At 73.4% G+C, this 18,095-nt stretch carries 15 protein-coding genes, 1 tRNA gene and 1 pseudogene; 6 read left to right on the plus strand and 11 right to left on the minus strand.

Translation table 11 applies throughout. The features are described 5' to 3' along the window. Nucleotides 1-27: 27 nt before the first annotated feature. Entirely contained in the window at nucleotides 28-822 is a 795-nt protein-coding gene (locus tag AC1QRC_RS17435; protein WP_484204508.1) for a sulfite exporter TauE/SafE family protein, read from the plus strand. 253 nt (nucleotides 823-1,075) lie between these two features. On the opposite strand, the gene AC1QRC_RS17440 is transcribed toward AC1QRC_RS17435, so the two are convergent. From AC1QRC_RS17440 to galU, 7 genes are all read right to left on the minus strand, one after another. Then, nucleotides 1,076-1,148, minus strand: a tRNA-Ala gene (locus AC1QRC_RS17440). Nucleotides 1,149-1,228: 80 nt separating this feature from the next. After that, the gene (locus tag AC1QRC_RS17445) at nucleotides 1,229-2,152 is read right to left on the minus strand and encodes an aldo/keto reductase (RefSeq protein ID WP_484206679.1); all 924 of its coding nucleotides are present in this window, start codon (nucleotides 2,150-2,152) and stop codon (nucleotides 1,229-1,231) included. A gap of 89 nt (nucleotides 2,153-2,241) precedes the next feature. Continuing rightward, nucleotides 2,242-3,354 (minus strand): hypothetical protein, encoded by a 1,113-nt coding sequence (locus tag AC1QRC_RS17450; protein WP_484204509.1) that lies wholly within the window; start codon nucleotides 3,352-3,354, stop codon nucleotides 2,242-2,244. An 82-nt stretch (nucleotides 3,355-3,436) separates the two neighbouring features. Continuing rightward, nucleotides 3,437-4,060: a GNAT family N-acetyltransferase gene (locus tag AC1QRC_RS17455; protein WP_484204510.1), complete on the minus strand. Its 624-nt coding sequence runs from the start codon at nucleotides 4,058-4,060 to the stop codon at nucleotides 3,437-3,439. Then, nucleotides 4,057-4,569: a cyclic pyranopterin monophosphate synthase MoaC gene (moaC, locus tag AC1QRC_RS17460; RefSeq protein WP_484204511.1), complete on the minus strand. Its 513-nt coding sequence runs from the start codon at nucleotides 4,567-4,569 to the stop codon at nucleotides 4,057-4,059. Before moaC ends, AC1QRC_RS17455 begins: the two co-directional genes overlap by 4 nt. Further along, nucleotides 4,566-5,879 carry a molybdopterin molybdotransferase MoeA gene (locus tag AC1QRC_RS17465; protein ID WP_484204512.1) on the minus strand — a complete coding sequence of 438 codons (1,314 nt, stop codon included), beginning with the start codon at nucleotides 5,877-5,879 and terminating at the stop codon, nucleotides 4,566-4,568. The genes moaC and AC1QRC_RS17465 overlap by 4 nt, the downstream gene beginning before the upstream one ends. Then, entirely contained in the window at nucleotides 5,876-6,793 is a 918-nt protein-coding gene (gene galU, locus AC1QRC_RS17470; protein WP_484204513.1) for a UTP--glucose-1-phosphate uridylyltransferase GalU, read from the minus strand. Before galU ends, AC1QRC_RS17465 begins: the two co-directional genes overlap by 4 nt. A gap of 55 nt (nucleotides 6,794-6,848) precedes the next feature. Here galU and AC1QRC_RS17475 point away from each other — a divergent pair, with 55 nt between their 5' ends. Continuing rightward, complete coding sequence (locus AC1QRC_RS17475) at nucleotides 6,849-7,463, plus strand: 5-formyltetrahydrofolate cyclo-ligase (protein ID WP_484204514.1); 615 nt, start codon at nucleotides 6,849-6,851, stop codon at nucleotides 7,461-7,463. Here the strand turns inward: AC1QRC_RS17475 and AC1QRC_RS17480 are convergent. Next, the gene (locus AC1QRC_RS17480) at nucleotides 7,460-10,177 is read right to left on the minus strand and encodes a penicillin acylase family protein (protein ID WP_484204515.1); all 2,718 of its coding nucleotides are present in this window, start codon (nucleotides 10,175-10,177) and stop codon (nucleotides 7,460-7,462) included. The two genes, AC1QRC_RS17475 and AC1QRC_RS17480, sit on opposite strands and share 4 nt — an antisense overlap. A gap of 11 nt (nucleotides 10,178-10,188) precedes the next feature. Between AC1QRC_RS17480 and AC1QRC_RS17485 the strand changes: the two are divergent. Then, nucleotides 10,189-10,329 (plus strand): annotated as a pseudogene (locus AC1QRC_RS17485) (FmdB family zinc ribbon protein); the annotation flags it as partial. 62 nt (nucleotides 10,330-10,391) lie between these two features. On the opposite strand, the gene AC1QRC_RS17490 reads toward AC1QRC_RS17485, so the two are convergent. Then, nucleotides 10,392-10,580: a hypothetical protein gene (locus tag AC1QRC_RS17490; RefSeq protein ID WP_484206725.1), complete on the minus strand. Its 189-nt coding sequence runs from the start codon at nucleotides 10,578-10,580 to the stop codon at nucleotides 10,392-10,394. A 51-nt stretch (nucleotides 10,581-10,631) separates the two neighbouring features. On the opposite strand from AC1QRC_RS17490, the gene AC1QRC_RS17495 reads away from it, so the two are divergent. The 3 genes from AC1QRC_RS17495 to mscL all read left to right on the plus strand — a co-directional run bounded on the left by AC1QRC_RS17495 (nucleotide 10,632) and on the right by mscL (nucleotide 12,814). Next, the gene (locus AC1QRC_RS17495) at nucleotides 10,632-11,504 is read left to right on the plus strand and encodes an S-methyl-5'-thioadenosine phosphorylase (RefSeq protein WP_484204516.1); all 873 of its coding nucleotides are present in this window, start codon (nucleotides 10,632-10,634) and stop codon (nucleotides 11,502-11,504) included. Nucleotides 11,505-11,545: 41 nt separating this feature from the next. Beyond that, complete coding sequence (locus AC1QRC_RS17500) at nucleotides 11,546-12,310, plus strand: SAF domain-containing protein (protein WP_484204517.1); 765 nt, start codon at nucleotides 11,546-11,548, stop codon at nucleotides 12,308-12,310. Between the two features lie 114 nt (nucleotides 12,311-12,424). Further along, the gene (gene mscL, locus AC1QRC_RS17505; protein ID WP_484204518.1) at nucleotides 12,425-12,814 is read left to right on the plus strand and encodes a large conductance mechanosensitive channel protein MscL; all 390 of its coding nucleotides are present in this window, start codon (nucleotides 12,425-12,427) and stop codon (nucleotides 12,812-12,814) included. Between the two features lie 364 nt (nucleotides 12,815-13,178). On the opposite strand, the gene AC1QRC_RS17510 is transcribed toward mscL, so the two are convergent. Together AC1QRC_RS17510 and AC1QRC_RS17515 are read right to left on the minus strand one after the other, a co-directional pair. Next, the gene (locus AC1QRC_RS17510) at nucleotides 13,179-16,817 is read right to left on the minus strand and encodes a hypothetical protein (protein ID WP_484204519.1); all 3,639 of its coding nucleotides are present in this window, start codon (nucleotides 16,815-16,817) and stop codon (nucleotides 13,179-13,181) included. Further along, nucleotides 16,814-18,079, minus strand: coding sequence for an MFS transporter (locus tag AC1QRC_RS17515; RefSeq protein ID WP_484204520.1), 1,266 nt, complete (start codon nucleotides 18,077-18,079; stop codon nucleotides 16,814-16,816). The genes AC1QRC_RS17510 and AC1QRC_RS17515 overlap by 4 nt, the downstream gene beginning before the upstream one ends. Nucleotides 18,080-18,095 lie beyond the last annotated feature (16 nt).

Here is an 18,095-nt window from a genome sequence, read left to right on the forward strand (position 1 = left end):
CGGCCGCCCGTCGGCTGGGATGGGTCGGTGTCCGACGTCCTCCTGCTGCTGTTCATCGGCGCCCTGTCCGGGGTGACGACCGTCCTGTTCGGCTTCGGGGGCGGCTTCGTCACCGTCCCGGTGGTGCTGTGGGTGGACGCCGCGATCGGCCCGGACGCCCCCACCGTCGCCGTCGCGACCTCGGCGGTCGTCATGGTGGTGAACGCCGCCGTCGCCACCCTCGCCACCAGGCGGGGTGTGCTCTCCCGGCTCCGCCTGGCGGCGCCGCTCCTGGGGCTGCTGGCTGTGGGTGGCGCCACCGGGGCCTGGCTCGCCCGTCTGGCGCCGTCGGCGTTCATCAGCTGGGGCTTCATCTGCTACCTGGTGGCGACGATCCTGGACGTGAGCCTGCGGCGCGGGTTCGTGCGCCCCACGGTGCGGGACCGGGAGGACCGCTTCGCCATCAGCGGGCTGCTGGGCGTGCCCATCGGCACGATCGCCTCCTTCCTGGGGGTCGGGGGCAGCGTGATGACCGTGCCGCTGCTGCGCCGCTCCGGTCTGGACATGCGCACCGTGGCCTCGCTGGCCAACGCCCTCACCCTGGCGATCAGCCTGCCCGCGTGTGTCGTCTTCCTGCTGGGCAACCCGGTGGGCGACCTGCCCGGAGCCGCGCTCGTCGGGGCGGTGGACCTGCGCGCCGGGGCGCTGCTCCTGGCCGGCGGTCTCCCGGTGATCGTGCTGCTGCGCCGTCGCCCGCCCGCGATCTCCGACCGCGTCCACGCCGTGGGCTACATCGTGCTGCTGTGCGTGGTACTCGGCGCGATGGTCCGGTCGGTCCTCTAGAGGCCGCGGGGCAGTTGCGCGGGGTCCCGGACGGTAACGTCGGTGCACCATGTACCGCAGTCAGCGAGCAGTCGTATCAGCTCCGAGCGAGCCGGCTTCATCGCTATAGCTGCGAGTGAGATCAACCGGCCCTTCGAGATGCTGCTCGACCCCGAGGTCAACGCCAACGCACTCAACTGGACCCAGAACAGCGACAAGGCCCGAACCCCCGCCAACGATTCTGTTGGCAAGGGTTCGAGCCTCGTGCGCGGGGTGGAGCTGAGGGGATTCGAACCCCTGACCTTCTCATTGCGAACGAGACGCGCTACCAACTGCGCCACAGCCCCAAGCCGTGCTTGCGGCTACGAACTTTAGCACCAGGTAGGGCCAGATTCCGATTCGGGTCCCGCCGCAGGTCAGGCGCGCCTCACAGCACGGCCAGGTCCTCGATGGTCGGCACCCACGAACCCGCTGCAGCGTTGGCCCGCACCTGGTCGGCGCTGGTCACCCCGGCGATCACCGACGAGACCGCCGGCTGGGCAGCCAGGCCACCGATCGCGATCTCCAGCACCGTCCGGCCGCGCTCCTGTGCGAACTGCTCGATCCGCTCGATTTCGTCCCAGTCGGCGCCCGCCAGACGCTCCGCCTGCGAGTCCGCGGCGAGGCGGCTGCCGGGGGGCGGGGCCTGGTCCCGCCGGTACTTTCCGGTGAGCAGACCGAACTCCAGGGGGAAGAACGGCAGGATCCCCACGCCCACCGTCTCGGCGGCGGGGACGAGCTCCTGCTCGGCGGAGCGGTCCAGCAGGGAGTACTTGTTCTGCGCCGAGATGAACGGGGTGAGCCCGGCGGTGCGGGCCGTCCAGTCCGCGTCCACGACCTGCCACCCCGCGAGGTTGGAGGACCCGACATACCGGACCTTGCCCTCCTGCACCAGCTCGTCCAGCGCCGACAGGGTCTCCTCGATCGGGGTGACCGGGCACGGCCGGTGCAGCTGGTAGAGGTCGATCCAGTCGGTGCCGAGACGGGTGAGGCTCGCCTCCACGGCCTTGCGGATGTAGCGCCGGGAGCCGCGGGCGCCCCAGTCGGGCCCGTTGGAGCCCTGCATGTCCATCCCGAACTTGGTCGCCACGACCACCTTGTCGCGGCGGTCACCGAGCGCGGCACCCAGCAGGGACTCGCTCTTCCCCTGCCCGTAGATGTCCGCGGTGTCGAAGAGCGTGATGCCCTCCTCGAGCGCGGTGTCGACGATGGACTGGACGGCGGCGCCGTCGACCCGGGTCCCGAAGGCGTTGCACCCGATCCCGACGGTGCTCACCATCAGGCCGGAGTCACCGAGTGGGCGGTGGGTCATCGAAGTCATGGGCCTATCCTGCCCCGCAGCCACGGTGGGTCATCCCGGCGGGGGTCTGTGCACCCCGCGCGGCAGCCTCCTTCGGGGCCTCAGACCACCTGGTGCACGGGGGGCAGGTCCTCGAACTCCTCGTCCAGCGCCAGTGCATTGCCGTCGAAGGGCAGGTCCTCGACCGGGGTGTCGGCAGCCACCCGCTCGGAGGGGCGCGGGGCGCGGGCCTTCAGCGTGTAGGTCGGGGGCGGGACGGGGACGGGTTGCCAGGTGCCCGGGGCCGCCTCGGCCCGGGTCTCGACCGGGGTCTCGGCCGCGGCCGGGGCGGGCGTGCGCGCTGCCTCGACGGCCTCGACGTCGTAGAGGCCAGCGGCCACGGTCGGCCGGACATGGTCCGGGGACGCATCCGGTGCCACGTAGATCGGGGCAGACCCGCGGACCCGTGCTGCAGCCACCGGCGCGGCAGTGAGCGGCGCCTGGCCGGAAGTGCGCCGTGCCGGACGGCGCTGCGTCGTGCGGGACTTCGCGGTGCGGGCCTTCTCCGGCCGGGCGCCCACCTGCGGACGTGCGGAGGGGTGCCGGACGGGAGACGCCGCACGGCGCCGCGCCCGGGCGACGGAGGCGCGTGCGTAGCCGAGGGAGACCGCGAACGCCGCGATCCCCGCCGGTGCGGCCCACCAGGTGGTCGTGGCCAGCACGGCCCCCGCCACGAGCAGGGCGGTGCCCACCAGCAGTACGAGCGCCCTGACGCGCGCCGGGGAGAACAGGGGGGCCTTGGCCGTGACGGTACGCCGCGGCCGGCTGGCCGAGGACTTCGTCCGTCGGCCGGCGGGACGCTGCTCCGGGGTGGAGGCCGCGGCCGTGGGGCGGGTCTGCGCGGGCCCGGCGGGCACCGGGCGGGTGGGCTCGGGACCGCTGGTCCGGTCCGCGGCCGGCTCCGAGCCGACCAGCGTCAGCCGGGGCTGGGCCCGCTTGACAACCACGTCCGGGTGGGCGGGACGGGCCAGCCCCACGGCATACGACGGACGCTGCGGCGCCGACACGCTCATCTGGGGCACCACCCGGCGACGCTCCAGCACGCGCATCGCGGCGGAGAAGCGGTCCACCGAGCGGGCGGTGGCGACGTGGTCGCGGCGGCGGATCCAGTGCTGGATCACATAGACAGCCCAGACCGTGATGATCACGAAGAAGATCAGGCTGCTCGGGCTCACACGGCGACCATACAAACGGTGCGGAGCGTGCTCCGGGAGTTTCGCGGTGTGTCGCCCAAGCGACAGGTGTGACTGTTGTGAATCAGGCCGTGGGGCGCTCCCGGCCCAGCCGGGTGAGGGCGTCGACGAGGGAGGCACCTTCCAGGTCCTCGACGGTGACGGCAAAGCTGCGGTGGTCCCGCCAGTGCCCGTCGACGTGCACCAGCCCGAGCCGGGCACCCTCGTCCCGCAGCCCCAACCGCCGCACCACCGCGAGGCTGTCGGTGTTCTCCGGCCGCACGTTCACCTCGACCCGGTGCAGCCCGTAGTCGGTGAGCGCGTGGTCGATGAGCATCGCCAGCGCCCAGGTGACCAGCCCTCGACCGGTCGCGTCGCGGTCCAGCCAGTAGCCGGCCGTCCCGGTGCAGCGCGGACCCCACACGATGTCGAACAGGTGCATCTGACCGACGACACCGGATCCGTCGTCGATCACGAAGGGCAGCGCACGTCCCTCGCGGGCCGAGCGGTCCAGGCCGCGGCGCAGCTGGCCGAAGGTCAGGCGCGGCTCCGTGCCGTAGGGCAGGGTGGCCTCCCAGGGGCGCAGCCAGTCACGGTTGCGTTCCCGCAGCTCGCCCCACCGCGCCCGGTCCCCCCGCACGAGCGGGCGCAACGTCACGGTCGTCCCGTCGGGCTGGTGGGCCCGCAACGTGGTGGGCCACCGTCTCACCGGGACCAGTCCCCCGAGCGTCCGCCGGACTTGGCCACCACCTGGATCCCCGTGATCGTGGCCAACTTGTCGACCGCCTTGATCATGTCGACGAGCGCCAGGGCGGCCACACTGACGCAGGTCAGCGCCTCCATCTCGACCCCGGTCCGGTCGGCGGTGCGCACCGTGGCGGTGATCCGGACCCCCTCGTCCCGCACGTCGAGGTCGACCTCGACCGCGTGCACGGCCACGGGGTGGGCCAGCGGCACCAGGTCCGGGGTGCGCTTGGCCGCCTGGATCCCGGCGATCCGGGCGACGCCCAGCGCGTCGCCCTTGGGCACGGTCCCCTCCCGCAGCGCCGCGACGGCCGCGGGCGCCATCAGCACCAGTCCCTCGGCGGAGGCGGAACGCACCGTGACGGCCTTGGCCGACACGTCCACCATGTGCGCCGTCCCGTCGTCGCGCAGGTGTGTCAGCCGGTCGGGCTCCTCAGCACCGCCCGCGCGGTCCCCGGCGGCGGGTCCGGTCACTCCGGGTCCCCCGGGCCGGACCCGTCCTCCTCGGCGCTGTCCCCCTCTGGCGCGTCCTCCTCGGCCTCCGCGGTCAGGCGGGCCTCGATCTCGGCCAGCGGGCGCAGCAGGTGCACCGACACCTGCTCCCCCGCCGTGACCTCCTCGGTCTCGGCATCGATGATGGCCACCCCGTCGGCGGCCGCCAGGCCGGCAACCAGGTGCGACCCTGGGCCGCCCGTCGGCTCGCAGGCGTACTCGCCGGTGACGTCCCTGCTCAACCGCACTCGGGCGTACTGGCGCCTTCCGGCCGGCGAGCGCCACCCCTCGACGACGAGCGCGGGCATCGTGACCGGCTGGTCCAGCCGGCCGGAGATCCGGGCCAGGGCCGGCCGGATGAACACCTCGAAACTGAGGAGCGCGCTGACCGGGTTCCCCGGCAGGGTGAACACCGGGACCTTGCGCTTGCCCAGCAGCCCGAACCCCTGCGGCTTGCCCGGCTGCATCGCGACCTCGACGAACTCCATCGACCCCTGGCCGGTCAGCACGGCCTTGACCGCGTCGAAGGCCCCCTTGCTGACCCCGCCGGTGGTGATGATCACGTCGGCGTGCTCCAGGTGGTGGGTGACCGAGTCCTTGATCGTCTTCTCGTCATCGGGCAGGTGTCCCACGTGCGAGGCGTAGTAGCCGGCCCGCCGGACGGCGGACACCAGCATCGGCCCATTGCTGTCCTGGATCTGCCCCGGGCCCGGCACCGTCCCGAGCGGGGCGAGCTCGTCACCGGTCGAGAGCACCACGACCCGGACGGGAGCGAGCACGCGCACGGTGTTGATCCCCGCGGAGGCGATCGCCGCCACCTCGGCCGGTCCGATGGTGGACCCGGCCGGCACCAGCAGGTCACCCACCCGGGCGTCCTCCCCCGCCCGCCTGATGTGGGCGCCCGCTGCCGGGGCGACCTTCACCAGGACCTCGCGGGGCCTCTCGTCGGTGTCCTCCAGCGGCACGATCGCGTCGGCGCCCTCGGGGACCGGGGCTCCGGTCATGATCCGCCAGGCAGAGCCCGGGACATGCGTATGCGGACCGGTCGCCCCCGCGGCGATGTCCCCCTGCACCGGCACCAACTGGGGGTGCTCGGGGTCGGCCTTGGCGAGCTCCGCCGCCACCACGGCATACCCGTCCATGGCCGAGTTGTCGAAGCGCGGCAGGTCGACGGGGCAGCGGACGTCCTGGGCCAGCACCAGCCCGTTGGCCTCGGCCAACGGGAGCGCGACCTCGGGCCCGGGCCGCACCTGGTCCAGGATCCGCTCCAGGTGCTCCTCGACGGTGATCACTGGATCCCCTCCTGTCGTCCGGCGACATACTCCTGCAACCAGGCCGCGAAGCCCTCGCCCAACTCCGGGTGGTCCGCCCCCAACTGCACCACGGCCTTGAGGTAGTCCAGCCGGTCCCCGGTGTCGTAGCGCCGCCCGCGGAACACCACGCCGGTCATCCCCGACCCCTCCCCGTCGGCGGTGGCCAGCTCCAGCATCGCGTCGGTGAGCTGGATCTCCCCGCCCCGCCCCGGCTCGGTGCGTTCCAGCACCTCGAAGATGCGCGGGTGGAGCACGTAGCGGCCGATCACCGCGAGGTTGGACGGCGCCTCCTCCACCGGGGGCTTCTCGACCAGCCCGGTGACCCGCACCACGTCCTCGCCCTCGGAGCCCACCTCGATCTCGGCGCAGCCGTACTTGTCGACCTGGTCCCGCGGCACCTCCATCAGCGCCACGACCGACCCACCGCGCTCGGCCTGGACGGCGAGCATCTGCTCCAGCAGATGGTCGCGTTCGTCGATCATGTCGTCCCCGAGCAGCACGGCGAACGGCTCGTCGCCCACGTGGTGGCGACCGCACAGCACGGCGTGTCCCAGCCCGCGCGGGACACCCTGCCGGACGAAGTGGACGTCCATGTCGCTGCTGCGCTGGATCCGCCCCGCCCGGGCGTCGTCGCCCTTGGCCTGCAGCGCCGCCTCCAACTCGTGGTGCCGGTCGAAGTGGTCCTCGATGGCCCCCTTGGCCCGGCCGGTGACCATCAGCACGTCGGTCAGCCCGGCCCGGTGGGCCTCCTCCACGATGTACTCGATGGCCGGACGGTCCACGACCGGCAGCATCTCCTTCGGGATCGCCTTGGTGGCGGGCAGGAACCGGGTGCCCAACCCGGCCACCGGGATCACTGCCTTGCGGATACCTGTCGTCGCACCCTCGCTCATGGGGCCCCACAGTAGTGGGCCAGCGGCGCGGCGGCCGGTCGGGGACAATCGGGGCATGTCCGAGCCGCTCGACCCCACCCCCGCTCCCACCGCCACGACTGACAAGGCAGAGTTGCGCACGCAGCTCCTGGCCCGGCGCCGCGCACTGGCCGACGAGCTCGGCCCACAGGGGTGGGCCGACCTGGCGGACCGGATCGCCGCCACGGGGACGGCCTGGCTGACCCGGTATGCCGATTCCTCCGGCCGCCCCGACGCGCCTCGGGGGTGGACGGTCACCTCCTACCAGCCCCGGCGCACCGAGCCCCCCGTGGACCGGTTCACCCGTGCCCTGGTCGACGCCGGCGTGCGGGTGCTGATGCCGATCACGCTCCCGGCCGGCCGGCTCGACTGGTGCGACGTGACCGACCCGGACGCCTCCCCGCTCGGGGCCGGGGTCCTGGCCGAGGTGGACGTGGCGTTCACCCCCGGCCTGGCGGTGGACCCCCGGGGCGTGCGCCTGGGCAAGGGGGGCGGCTACTACGACCGGGCCCTGGCGAGCCTGCGCCCGGGCATCCCGACGGTGACCGTGCTGCACGAGCACGAGCTGCTCGACCACGTCCCCGCCCTGCCGCACGACACTCCCGTCTGGGGCACCCTCACCGCGGCCGGTTGCGGTCCCGTGGCCGGCTAGTCCTCGCTCCCCTCGGGGCGCAGCGTGAGGGTCTGCACCCCGGCCTCCTCGACCGCCTCCCGGGAATGGGCCCAGGGGTAGGTGTCCCCCTCGATCCAGGCCTGCGTCTGGTCCTCGTAGTTGCGGTGGTAGGGGTGACCGGAGTTGCCGGTCTGGTTGACCCATCGGGAGGCGTCCAGGTCGGCCAGGTCCACCACCATCCGCATGGAGGGGGCGGCCGTGACCTGGTAGGTCCCCGACCCCGCGTCCCAGCTGTTGGCGTTGACCAGCGCGGACCCGCCGGAGATCCCGTACGGACCGTGGCTGAAGATGCCCTGGACGAGCTCAGGGACACCCTCCTCGCCGAACACCTCGTGGCTCAGCGACACCCGGTGCAGCCGGCCCCACTCCCAGTCCTGCGGGCTCTTGCTGAGGCGACGGGTCAGGTCCAGCCGCGCCTCGACCATCGCAGTGCGGAGGATCTCATCGCGGGTCTCCACGACGCCGACCGTCCGCTTGTCGTCCCACCACGGGTCCTCCGGCTTGGTGAGCAGGTTCTCGGTCAGCGTCATCCACCGGGCGTTGCCGGTGGCCTGCAGGTCGCTGGGCAGCTCGTCGTCGAAGGTGAGCTCCAGCAGCTGGGCCCACACGGCGTAGAAGTAGGTGGCGCCGGCGGCCTGCTCCCCCGTCGCGGGGGCCGTGCGGTCCCAGTCCCGGAGCAGGTCCTGCGCCTCGGAGTAGAAGGTGCCGTCGAGGTCGACCTCCAGCAGGGCGGGCACCAGCACGTCGGCGAAGCTGCTGTAGGTGTCCAGCTGGATGGTGGTCATCGTGTCGATGGTCAGCGGACCCTGCCCCATCTCCTCGGCGAGCAGGTCGGAGATCCGCTGCGACCGGTAGCCGGTGTCCCACTCGGTGGTCAGGAACGGCGTGTTGAACCGGGACACGGCCTGGTTGGCGGTCACGATCACCCCGTCGTCGGGGTTGAGCACCGACGGCAGCTGGCTGAACGGCACCCAGCCCTTCCAGTCGTAGGCCGGGTCCCACCCGGGCGAGGGCCAGTACCCGGGCGGCTGACCGGTGGTCGAGCTCTGCCGCACGGGGATCAGACCGGGTGCCTGGTAGCCGATGTTGCCCTCGGTGTCGGCATACACCAGGTTCTGGGAGGGCACCGCGAAGAGTTTGGCCGCGTCCCGGAACTCCTCCCAGTTCGAGGCGCTGTTCAGGGCAAAGACAGCCTCGGCCGTCCTGCTCCGCTCCAGACCGGTCCAGGCCATGGACACGTCGTAGCGCTGGGAGGACTCCACCCCGTTGATGGGGGCGCCCCTGCCGGCGTCCCGGATCCCGTCGACGACGTCGGACATGATCGGGCCGTGCCCGGTCTCCCGGATCTGGATCGTGACGTCGTCCCCGCCGGCCACCTTGATCGTCTCCTGGCGGACCTCCAGCGGGACCCAGGTGTTCTCGCGCCGGTACTGACCGTCCTCGATCTCCTCCCAGTAGAAGTCGGTGACGTCGGGGTCGAGGTTGGTGAACCCCCAGGCGATGTCCTGGTTGTGGCCGATCACCACGCCGGGAAAGCCGGCGAAGGTGAAGCCCGAGACGTCGAACGGGCAGGCCTCGCTCACCTCACGGCAGTGCAGCCCGGCCTGCAGCCAGATCCCGGGCTGGGACACGCCCAGGTGCGGGTCGTTGGCCAGCAGCGGCAGCCCCGACTCGGTGTGGTCCCCCGACACCACCCAGGAGTTCGAGCCGACTCCGTCGCCGCCCGCCACCAGCGACGGGACCGCCGCGAGGGCCGCCTCGGTGCTGTCCACCGCGGCCAGCTGCTGCGGCACCGCCGGTCTCGCGGGGGCCGGGACCTCCGGCTCGACGGGGTCCACCGCGTCCGCGGGGTCCGCCGGCAGGGGCGGGCCCACGGGGTCGTTGCCGGGGGGCAGCGCCCCGCCCCGGTCCTCCTCGGCATCCTCGTCCCCCGGCTCGTCCGCCGGATCGGTGACGGCAGCACCGACCTGGCTCAGGTCGGCCTTCCACTCGTCGTCGCTGAGGATCGGCGCGTGCTGCTCGTGGGGGTAGTCCGGGTAGAGCGAGGAGAGCTGGTTCAGGGACACGCTCCCGGCCAGTCGTGCTCGGGTCAGTTCGTCGGTGTAGTTGCCGCGCAGGTCCCAGGCCATCGCCTTGAGCCAGGCCAGGGAGTCCACCTCGTCCCACTGCTCGATGGTGTAGCCCGGGGCGGTCTGCGCGAGTAGGACGTACTCCAGCGCGACCTGGGAGGGGCTGGGCCGCTCGGCCAGGTAGGCGTTGACCCCCGCCGCGTACGCCTGCAGATAGCGCCGGGCCTCCGGCGACAGCGTGGGCAGCTCGGCCTCGGCGACCCTGCGCCACCCCATCGTCCTGATCACCGTGTCCGTCTCGACGCCGCCCTCACCGACCAGCTCGGACAGGCGCCCGGCAGTGACGTGACGGCGCAGGTCCATCTGGAAGAAGCGGTCCTGGGCCGCGATGTAGCCCTGTGCCCGGAACAGATCCTCCGGGGTGTCGGCGTAGATGTGCGCCACGCCGAGGTCGTCGCGCACGACGGTCACCTCGCCGGTCAGGCCGGCGACCTCCAGCTCACCTTCCATCTGCGGGAACGAGCGACGCACCAGACCGACCCCCAACACCGCCGCCGCCACCAGCACGATCACCAGCAGGGCGACCAGCGGGATCACGACACGACGCAGGCGGGAGGCAGGCACACTCCGAGGGTATGCCACGGGGACGGAGGTCCGGCGTAGCCGCCGTACACTATCTGTCCGTGCCCACGTACTCATACTCCTGCAAGGACTGCGGCCACCACTTCGACATCCAGCAGTCCTTCCACGACGACCCGCTGACCGAGTGCCCGCAGTGCCACGGGAAGCTGCGCAAGGTCTTCGGCAACGTCGGCGTGGTGTTCAAGGGCTCCGGCTTCTACCGCACGGACTCCCGCTCGGGCTCGACCGCGTCGGTGCCGGCCTCGTCGGGCAGCTCCTCCGGCTCCGGTTCCTCCTCGGGCGACTCGGGCACCTCCGGTGGCTCCGGGTCCTCCACCTCCTCCTCCTCCTCCTCGTCCTCCTCGTCGCCCTCGTCGTCCACCGCCTCCTCGGGCGGTTCATCCACAGGTTCGTCCTCGTCGGCCAAGACCGCCTGATCTCTGCCTAGGATCGACGGGTGAGTTCACCACCGCCCGTCCCGGAGGACGCCGCCGCACCGCACCCGGACCTGCGCGCCGAGATCGGCGTCATCGGAGGCTCGGGCTTCTATGAGTTCCTGGACGGTGCCCGCACGGTCGCGGTCGAGACCCCGTTCGGTCCGCCGAGCAGTGACCTGGTGGTGGGGGACGTCGCCGGACGCCCCGTGGCCTTCCTGGCCCGGCACGGGGTGGACCACCGGTTCGCGCCGCACCGGGTGAACTACCGGGCCAACCTCTGGGCGCTGCGCTCGGTCGGCGTGCGCCAGGTCCTCGCGCCCTGCGCCGTCGGCTCCCTGGTGCCTGAGCACGGACCGGGCACCCTGGTCCTCCCGGACCAGGTCCTCGACCGCACCCACGGCCGCCCGCACACCATCTACGACACCGACGGCCCGGTCGTGCACGTCAGCCTCGCCGACCCCTACTGCCCCGCCGGCCGGGCAGCGGTCGCCGCCGCGGCGTCGGCGCAGGAGGAGACCGTGGTCGACGGCGGCACGCTCGTGGTCATCAACGGGCCCCGGTTCGCCTCCCGCGCCGAGTCCCGGTGGCACGCGGATGCCGGCGGGACGGTGGTCGGCATGACGGGCATGCCCGAGGCCGCGGTGGCCCGGGAACTCGCACTCTGCCTCACCTCGGTGGCCCTGGTCACCGACCACGACGCCGGCGTCGAGGCGGGGCAGGCGGTCACGCACGCCGAGGTGCTCGCCGCGTTCGCTGCCCACACCGACCGTCTGAAGTCGCTGATCAGGGAGACCATCGCCGCCCTGCCCGACCACCAGGACGACGAGTCCGCCACCTGTCCCTGCCGCCGGTCGCTAGACGGCATCCGGCTGCCGATCCGGTTGCCGGAGTGAGGACGCCGGGGGGCTGACGTGAATCACCGGGGGGTGAGGGTATGCCGAGAGCCAGGCTTCTGAGGGCCCGCAGGACGGGCGGGGGCGCACGGAGCGGCAGTGCGCGCTGGGCCGCAACGAGCGACCCCGCCCGGGCGGTGCTGGCGCCCGGGCGCACCGGGCGGTGGCGGCGGCACGTGCTGCGCCGCGGCACGGCCGCCCTGCTGCTGGGAGGCGCGGCCTGGGCCACCACCTCGGCCCTCACACCGGACCCACCGCTCATCGGGCGGTCGGTGGTGGTGGCGGCCCACGACATACCGGTCGGTGCCGGACTGACCGAGGAAGACCTGCGGACCGTCCGGATGACCGAGGACACGGTGCCCTCGGGCGCCTTCACCGACCCGGGCGCACTCACCGGGGAGGTGACCACGGCCCCGCTGCGGGCCGGCGAGCCCCTCACCGACCTGCGGGTCGGGTTCCCGGACACGCTGACCGGGCTCCCGGACGGGCTCGTGCTGACCCACATCCCGCTCGCCGACCCGGCGCTGGCCACGGCCTTGCGTCCGGGGGGACGGGTCGACGTGCTGAGCACGGCCGACGGCTCGGTCCTGGCCGCGGACGTGCTGGTCACGGCCCTGTCCACCGGCCCGGCGACCTCGGACGAGCTGCGGTGGGGCACTGGCGACGATACGGGCGCACCGTCCGGCTTCTACGCGGCCGTGACCGAGGGTGAGGCGGCCCGGCTCGCTCCCGCGACGGCCTCCTCCGGGGCCGCCCCGGGCGTCGGTGTCACCGTGGTGTTGCGACGCCCCGACACGCCATCGTGACCGGAGCGTGGAGAATTTTCGATATCCTCGCCTGCGGCCTGGATACTGACCAGTACCCAGGACCGACGAACGACAACCAACCATGTGCCCCAATGGCACGTCTCGGAGGAAGAAATGATCCAGGGGTTCAAGGAATTCATCATGCGGGGCAACATTGTTGACCTCGCCGTCGCGGTGGTCATCGGCACCGCGTTCGCCGCGGTCGTGGACACCGTCGTCAGCTCGCTGATCACGCCGCTGCTCAATGCCGTCGGAGGGGCGGAGGCCAGCGGTCTGGGCTTTGAGATCCGTTCCGGCAACGCCGCCACCTACATGGACTTCGCCGCGATCATCAACGCGCTGATCGTGTTCCTGCTCACCGCGGCGGTGGTCTACTTCGTCATCGTCGTCCCGATGAACAAGATCCAGAGCCTGCGCAAGACCGACGTCGAGGAAGAGGAGGAGGTCTCCGAGGAGGTCACCGCCCTCCGCGAGATCCGCGACCTGCTCGCCAACCGCAACTGACACCGGCAGCACCTGCCTGAGCCCGGCCCGTCCGGCCCAGGCGCACGGGGCGCGGTCCACGCATCGCGTGGGCCGGGCCTGCTGCATGCCGGGGTCAGTCCCAGTGCGGCGGGCGCTGCTCCCGGAGCCAGGTCTCGTGCCCTGACTCGCGGGGCTGCTCGCCCCAGCCGGCGTCGGTGTCGTCCACCGTCTGCTCCGGAGCGGTGGGCGACGCCTGGCCCGGAAGGGTTGGGCGTGCCTCGTCCGGAGGGGTTGGCGCCTGCTCCCGTGCCGGGCCACCGGCGACGTGAGTGGCGGGCCGGTCCACGCGACGGTGCCTGCGGGTCCTACCGGCCACGGTGGCTCCCGTGCCGATGGGCGGTCCTCAACGGCGTGCCCGGGCGGCGGAGGCGTCCCTGGCCAGGTCGGCGATCCGGGACACCTGGCGGGCGGGGTCCCGGAAGAGGTCGGTGCTCCATACCTGCACCGGCACCCACCCACGCAAGACCAGCTGCTCAGCGCGTAGGCGCAGCTCGTCCCGGTCGATCCCGGCCGGCTCGGCGCTGTCGGTGTGCACCGCCAGCAGCGGTCGGCCCGGGTCCTGCGGGTCGTCAACGACCAGTTCGATGGCGAACCGGCCGGTGCCGTAGCGCCCGTGCACCGAGAGGCCCTGGGCCCGCAGCCGCTCCGCGAGGTCGGCCACCAGAGGGGACTCGAACTCCTCGGTGACCGGGGTCTGGCGGGCCTGCGCACCAGCGTCCTTCAGCAGGTCGAGCCCCGGGTCGGCCGGCCACTCGTCGACCGGTCGGTCCGCGACGACGATCACCGACCTGCGGGCCACCGCGAGCGCCGTGGCCACCCATGCGGGGTCCAGTGACTCCACCGGGGACAGCGCGAGGAGCACCCGGTCCCGCGCCTCGGCGCCGGCTCGGGCCACGGTCGTGGCCAGGAGCGACTCGGTGGCGTCCTCCCGGAACGACCGCCCCAGGTCCTCGAGGGCGATCCGCCCCCGCAGCGCCCGGTCCAGGTCCTCGGCCAACGCCGGGTCCTGGGCGAGCACGGCCAGCGACTGCCAGGCCGTGGTGCGGGCGTGCTCGATCACCAGGTCGACGGTGCGGGTCACCACGCGCTCGGTCCCGGCCGCCGCGAGCAGGGTGATCCGTGGGCTGCGGAGCACCCCGGGGTAGGCGTCGCTGTCGGTGTGGAACTGCTCGGCGACCGGCCGCACGAGCCGTTGGTCGATCGGCCGGTAGTGCACGTCGAGACGGTGCACCGGCAGGACGCGGGCGAGTGCGGTCAGCGCCGAGGGGCCCTCCACCGGCGTGGCGGCGGCGCGGTCCTCGGCCCGCTCGTCCACGCACGCGACGAACGGCGCGGGCGGGAGATCGTGACTGTTGCCCAGCGCCAACACCTGGGCACCGCGCCGCAGGCCGGGCAGCACGTGGACCAGCGGGACACGGGAGGCGTCCGCGATGACGACCAGGTCAAAGTCCAGGTCCGACGGGACGGTGGACGGGACCACGAGCGGGCCGGCGGTCCAGCAGGGACGCACCGCCTGGGCCACGTGACGGACCTGGGAGAGCAGGTCGGCGACGTCCAGGATCGGCGGCCCGGCCGCGGCGTCACGGAGCACCTGCAGCTGCTCCGGGTGTGCGTTGAGCGCCCGGGTCGCCCGGGAGGCGGTCGCGGCCCGCACCCGGTCCGCAGTGGCGGCGAGCATGGCGCGGTCGGCATCGGCGAAGTCCTCCAGCGCCGTCCGCAGTTCCGCCCCCCGGTGCCGGAAGCTGTCCTGCCCCGCCACGAGGTGATCCGCCAGGGACGCCCAGAACACCAGGTCGACCTCGCCGGCGACGTCGTCCGCGGCCACGCCCCGACGCGCCAGGTCATCGACCAGCGCTCCGAACCCGGCGTCCCGGAGCGGTTGCAGCAGCCCGTGGGCCTGTGCCGTCACCGGCAGCCGGTCGGTGCGCGCCTCGAGCCGGAGCAGCCGTTCGAGCACCTGGTCCAGGTGCAGGGTGTGCAGGTCCTTGCCGGGGTCGGTCGGCTCGAGCACGCCCGCCAACCAGTCCAGGTCGGACTCGACCTTTTCGAAGGCCTCGGCCGCGGCCTCCCACCCGGCAGGCGTCGTGGGCCGGGCGGCCCGGCCGGCCAGCTCCTCCCACTCGCGCTTCTCCTCCGTCGCCGCCTGCACCCGCGCGTGCAGGTCGGCCGGCGGCGGCCCGGGACGCAACAGCCCCCGCACCTGCCGGCGGAGCCGGCCGCGTGCCACGGCCGAGGGTCGGGTCTCCTCCCCCCGGGCGGTCATCGCCGCCACGAACTGGTCCAGCGGGGCCTCGTAGATCTGGGGGCGAAAGACGTCCAGGGTGTCGCGGGCCCGCCCCATCAGCTCCAGGTGGGCCGCCCACTGGCGCAACGTGACGGGCTCCGGCAGCCCGGCCTCGCCGCAGACCTCACGGGCAGCGGCCCGCGCCTCCTCCAGCTCACCACCGACCAGGCGGCGCACCAGATCACCCGCCCGGGTGGCCTCGTCCTCCGAGCGCACGGCTGCGGCATACCAGGGGTCTTCGCTGCGACCGCGCTCCCACACCCCGATCGTGGCCGCCTCCGTCAGCGCCTGCGTCACCTCGGCACGCCGGTCGGGCGTCAGGTCCTCCAGCGAACCGCCGGTGAGCCGCACGTGCGACACCGGGGGGCGCTGGCGCGCCGCGAGCTCGGTCAGCGCCACCTGCGCCTGCGACAGGGAGGCGTCCCAGGGGCGGTGCCGGGTGTGCATCGTCCGGTAGTGCTCGGCCAACGGGGCGGCCGCCTCGCCCGGCGAGGTCGCGGGCTCCTGCTCCTCGCCCTCCCCTGCCTGCGCACCCACCGCCGCGGCCTCGCACCCCTCCAGCAGGTCGGCGACCATGTCGCGGGCACCCTGCGGAGTCTCGTGCAGCTGCTGGACGAGGTGGCCCAGCCCCACCTGCCCCAGCCGCGACCGCAGCGCCTCCAGCGTCGGCCGGTGCTCGCACAGCACGAGGACCCGCTGCCCAGCGCCGACCCGGTCGGCGACCACGTTGGCCACGATCTGGGTGCGTCCCGTGCCGGCAGGGGCGTCGACCACGAGCGACCGGCCGTCGCGGACCGCCCGGATGACGGCCCGCTGGGCACGGTCGGCCTCCAGCACGACGGGGTCGCCCAGCGCCTGCTCCGGGGTCTCCCCGGCCCCCGGCTGATCCGCTGCCGCCTTTTCCGCTGCCGCCTCCTCGGTGTCGCGCTCCTGATCGGCGCCCTCGTCCCGGGTCGCGGACCCGGCCAGGGCGTCGACGATCCCCGCACCCGGCCGGTCGGCGGCGTCCTCGCCGCTCAGCTCGGCCAGTTCGGCGACGAACGGCAGCTTGGCCCACGGGAAGGTGCTGATCACCAACTGTGGCCCGACCCCGAAGCCGGGGACCCCCGCGCACAGCTCCTCCAGCAGGTCGTAGGCCGGCCGGGGGTCGAACCCGGCCCGCCGGGTGCTCAGCCCGGCCAGCTCCGCGGGGTCCAGCGCCAACCCCAGCTCGCTGCGCAGGTAGTGGGCCAGCACCGGGTTGAACACGACGTCGGGCTCCAGGGTGATCGCGAAGTCACGGTGGCTGGCGTCGGTCGGCCGGATCGTGCAGCCCCGGAGCAGCACTGGCGCCCGCGGGGGCACGGAGGCCCGCCGCAGCGTCCAGCTCGCCATGCCGACGGCGATGAACCCGCTGCTGAGGCCGTGCTCGCGGGACAGCTCGACGGTCTTGGCGCGGATGGCGGAGACCCGGCGCCGGGCCTCGGTCAGCGCCACGGTCTCCCGGACCAGCTCGGACAGCAGGGTGGTGACGCCCGCGAGCAGTTTGGCCACGCCCCCGGGGTGGGCGACGGTCAGGTCGAAGGTGCCGGTCGGCAGGTCACGGTGCCACAGGAGGGTGTTGCGACCCCCGAGCTCGCTGGCCTGGTGGCGCCAGTCGGACCGGACCTCACGGACGGCGTCGCCACGGGTGTCGGGCGGGGCGTCGGCGGGATTCACGGAGTCAGGCTAACCATTCTGCGCACCGAAATCGTCCCGACCCCCAGGGCCACCGCGACGATCGCGGACAGCAGGCACAGCCAGCCGTAGCCCCAGGCTCCGAGGACCACACCGGCCAGGGCTCCCCCGGCGGCGGCGGAGAGGCCCATCACGATGTCCGCCGCACCCTGGGTGACGGACCGTTGGGCGGGCTCGACCGCGCCGGCGAGCAGCCCCGACCCGGCGACCATCGTGCAGGACCACCCCAGCCCGAGCAGGAACAGTCCCGTCATCAGCACCACGGACCAGCCCGCCGCCGACACCCCGGCCAGCAGACAGGCCAGGAGCAGCACCGCCGCGCCGAGGAGCACGACCCGGTGGGCGCCCCACCGGTCGGTGAGCCAGCCGACGACCGGGGAGAAGCCGTACATCCCGAAGATGTGCACCGAGATCACGAGGCCGATGATCTCGACCCCGGCATGCCCGTGGTGCATGTGCACCGGCGTCATCACCATGACCGCGACCATCACCACGTGTCCCCCCGTGATCGCCAGGGTGCCCACGAGCGCGGCCGGGGTGGCCAGGATGACCCGCACCCCCTGCAGGACGGAGCGCCGCACCGGCACGCGGGTGGCCGCCGGGGCCAGGTCGGCCTCCGCCAGGGCACGCGCGGTGAGCAGCGGGTCGGGGCGCAGGTATGCCGTGAGGACGGCGGCCGCGATCAGGAACCCGAGGGCGCTGAAGACCAGGGCGCCGGTGAGCTCGGGCACCCCGAGGTGCCCCGCGACCCACCTGCCGGGGCCGACCAGGTTCGGGCCCAGGACCGAGCCGATGGTGGTCGCCCACAGCACCAGACTCAGGTCCCTGCCCCGGTGGGCCGGCTCGGCGAGGTCCGCTGCGGCATACCTCGCCTGTGCATTGGCGGTCGTCGCCGCGCCGAACAGGGCCGTCCCGGCCAGCAGCAGCGGGAAGGACCCCAGCACGGTGGCGACCACCGCGGCGACCGCGCCGACCGTGCCGACCAGGTAGGCGGCCACCAGTCCGGCCCGCCGCCCCCGCACCGCCATCAGGGCCGCGACGGGCGCGGTGAGCAGGGCGGCACCCAGCACCTGGGTCGTGGTGGCCAGCCCGGAGAGCGAGTCCCGCCCGGTGATCTCCACCGCCAGCAGCGCGCCGACCGCCAGTCCGGCGGCGACACCGACACCGCCGAGGACCTGCGACCCCATCAGGGTGCGGCGCGTCCGGGCCTGGATGCCGGGCACCGCTGCGGCGTCCACGGTCATGGCGGCTCCTCGGCGA

This window comes from Ornithinicoccus sp., assembly GCF_057176825.1.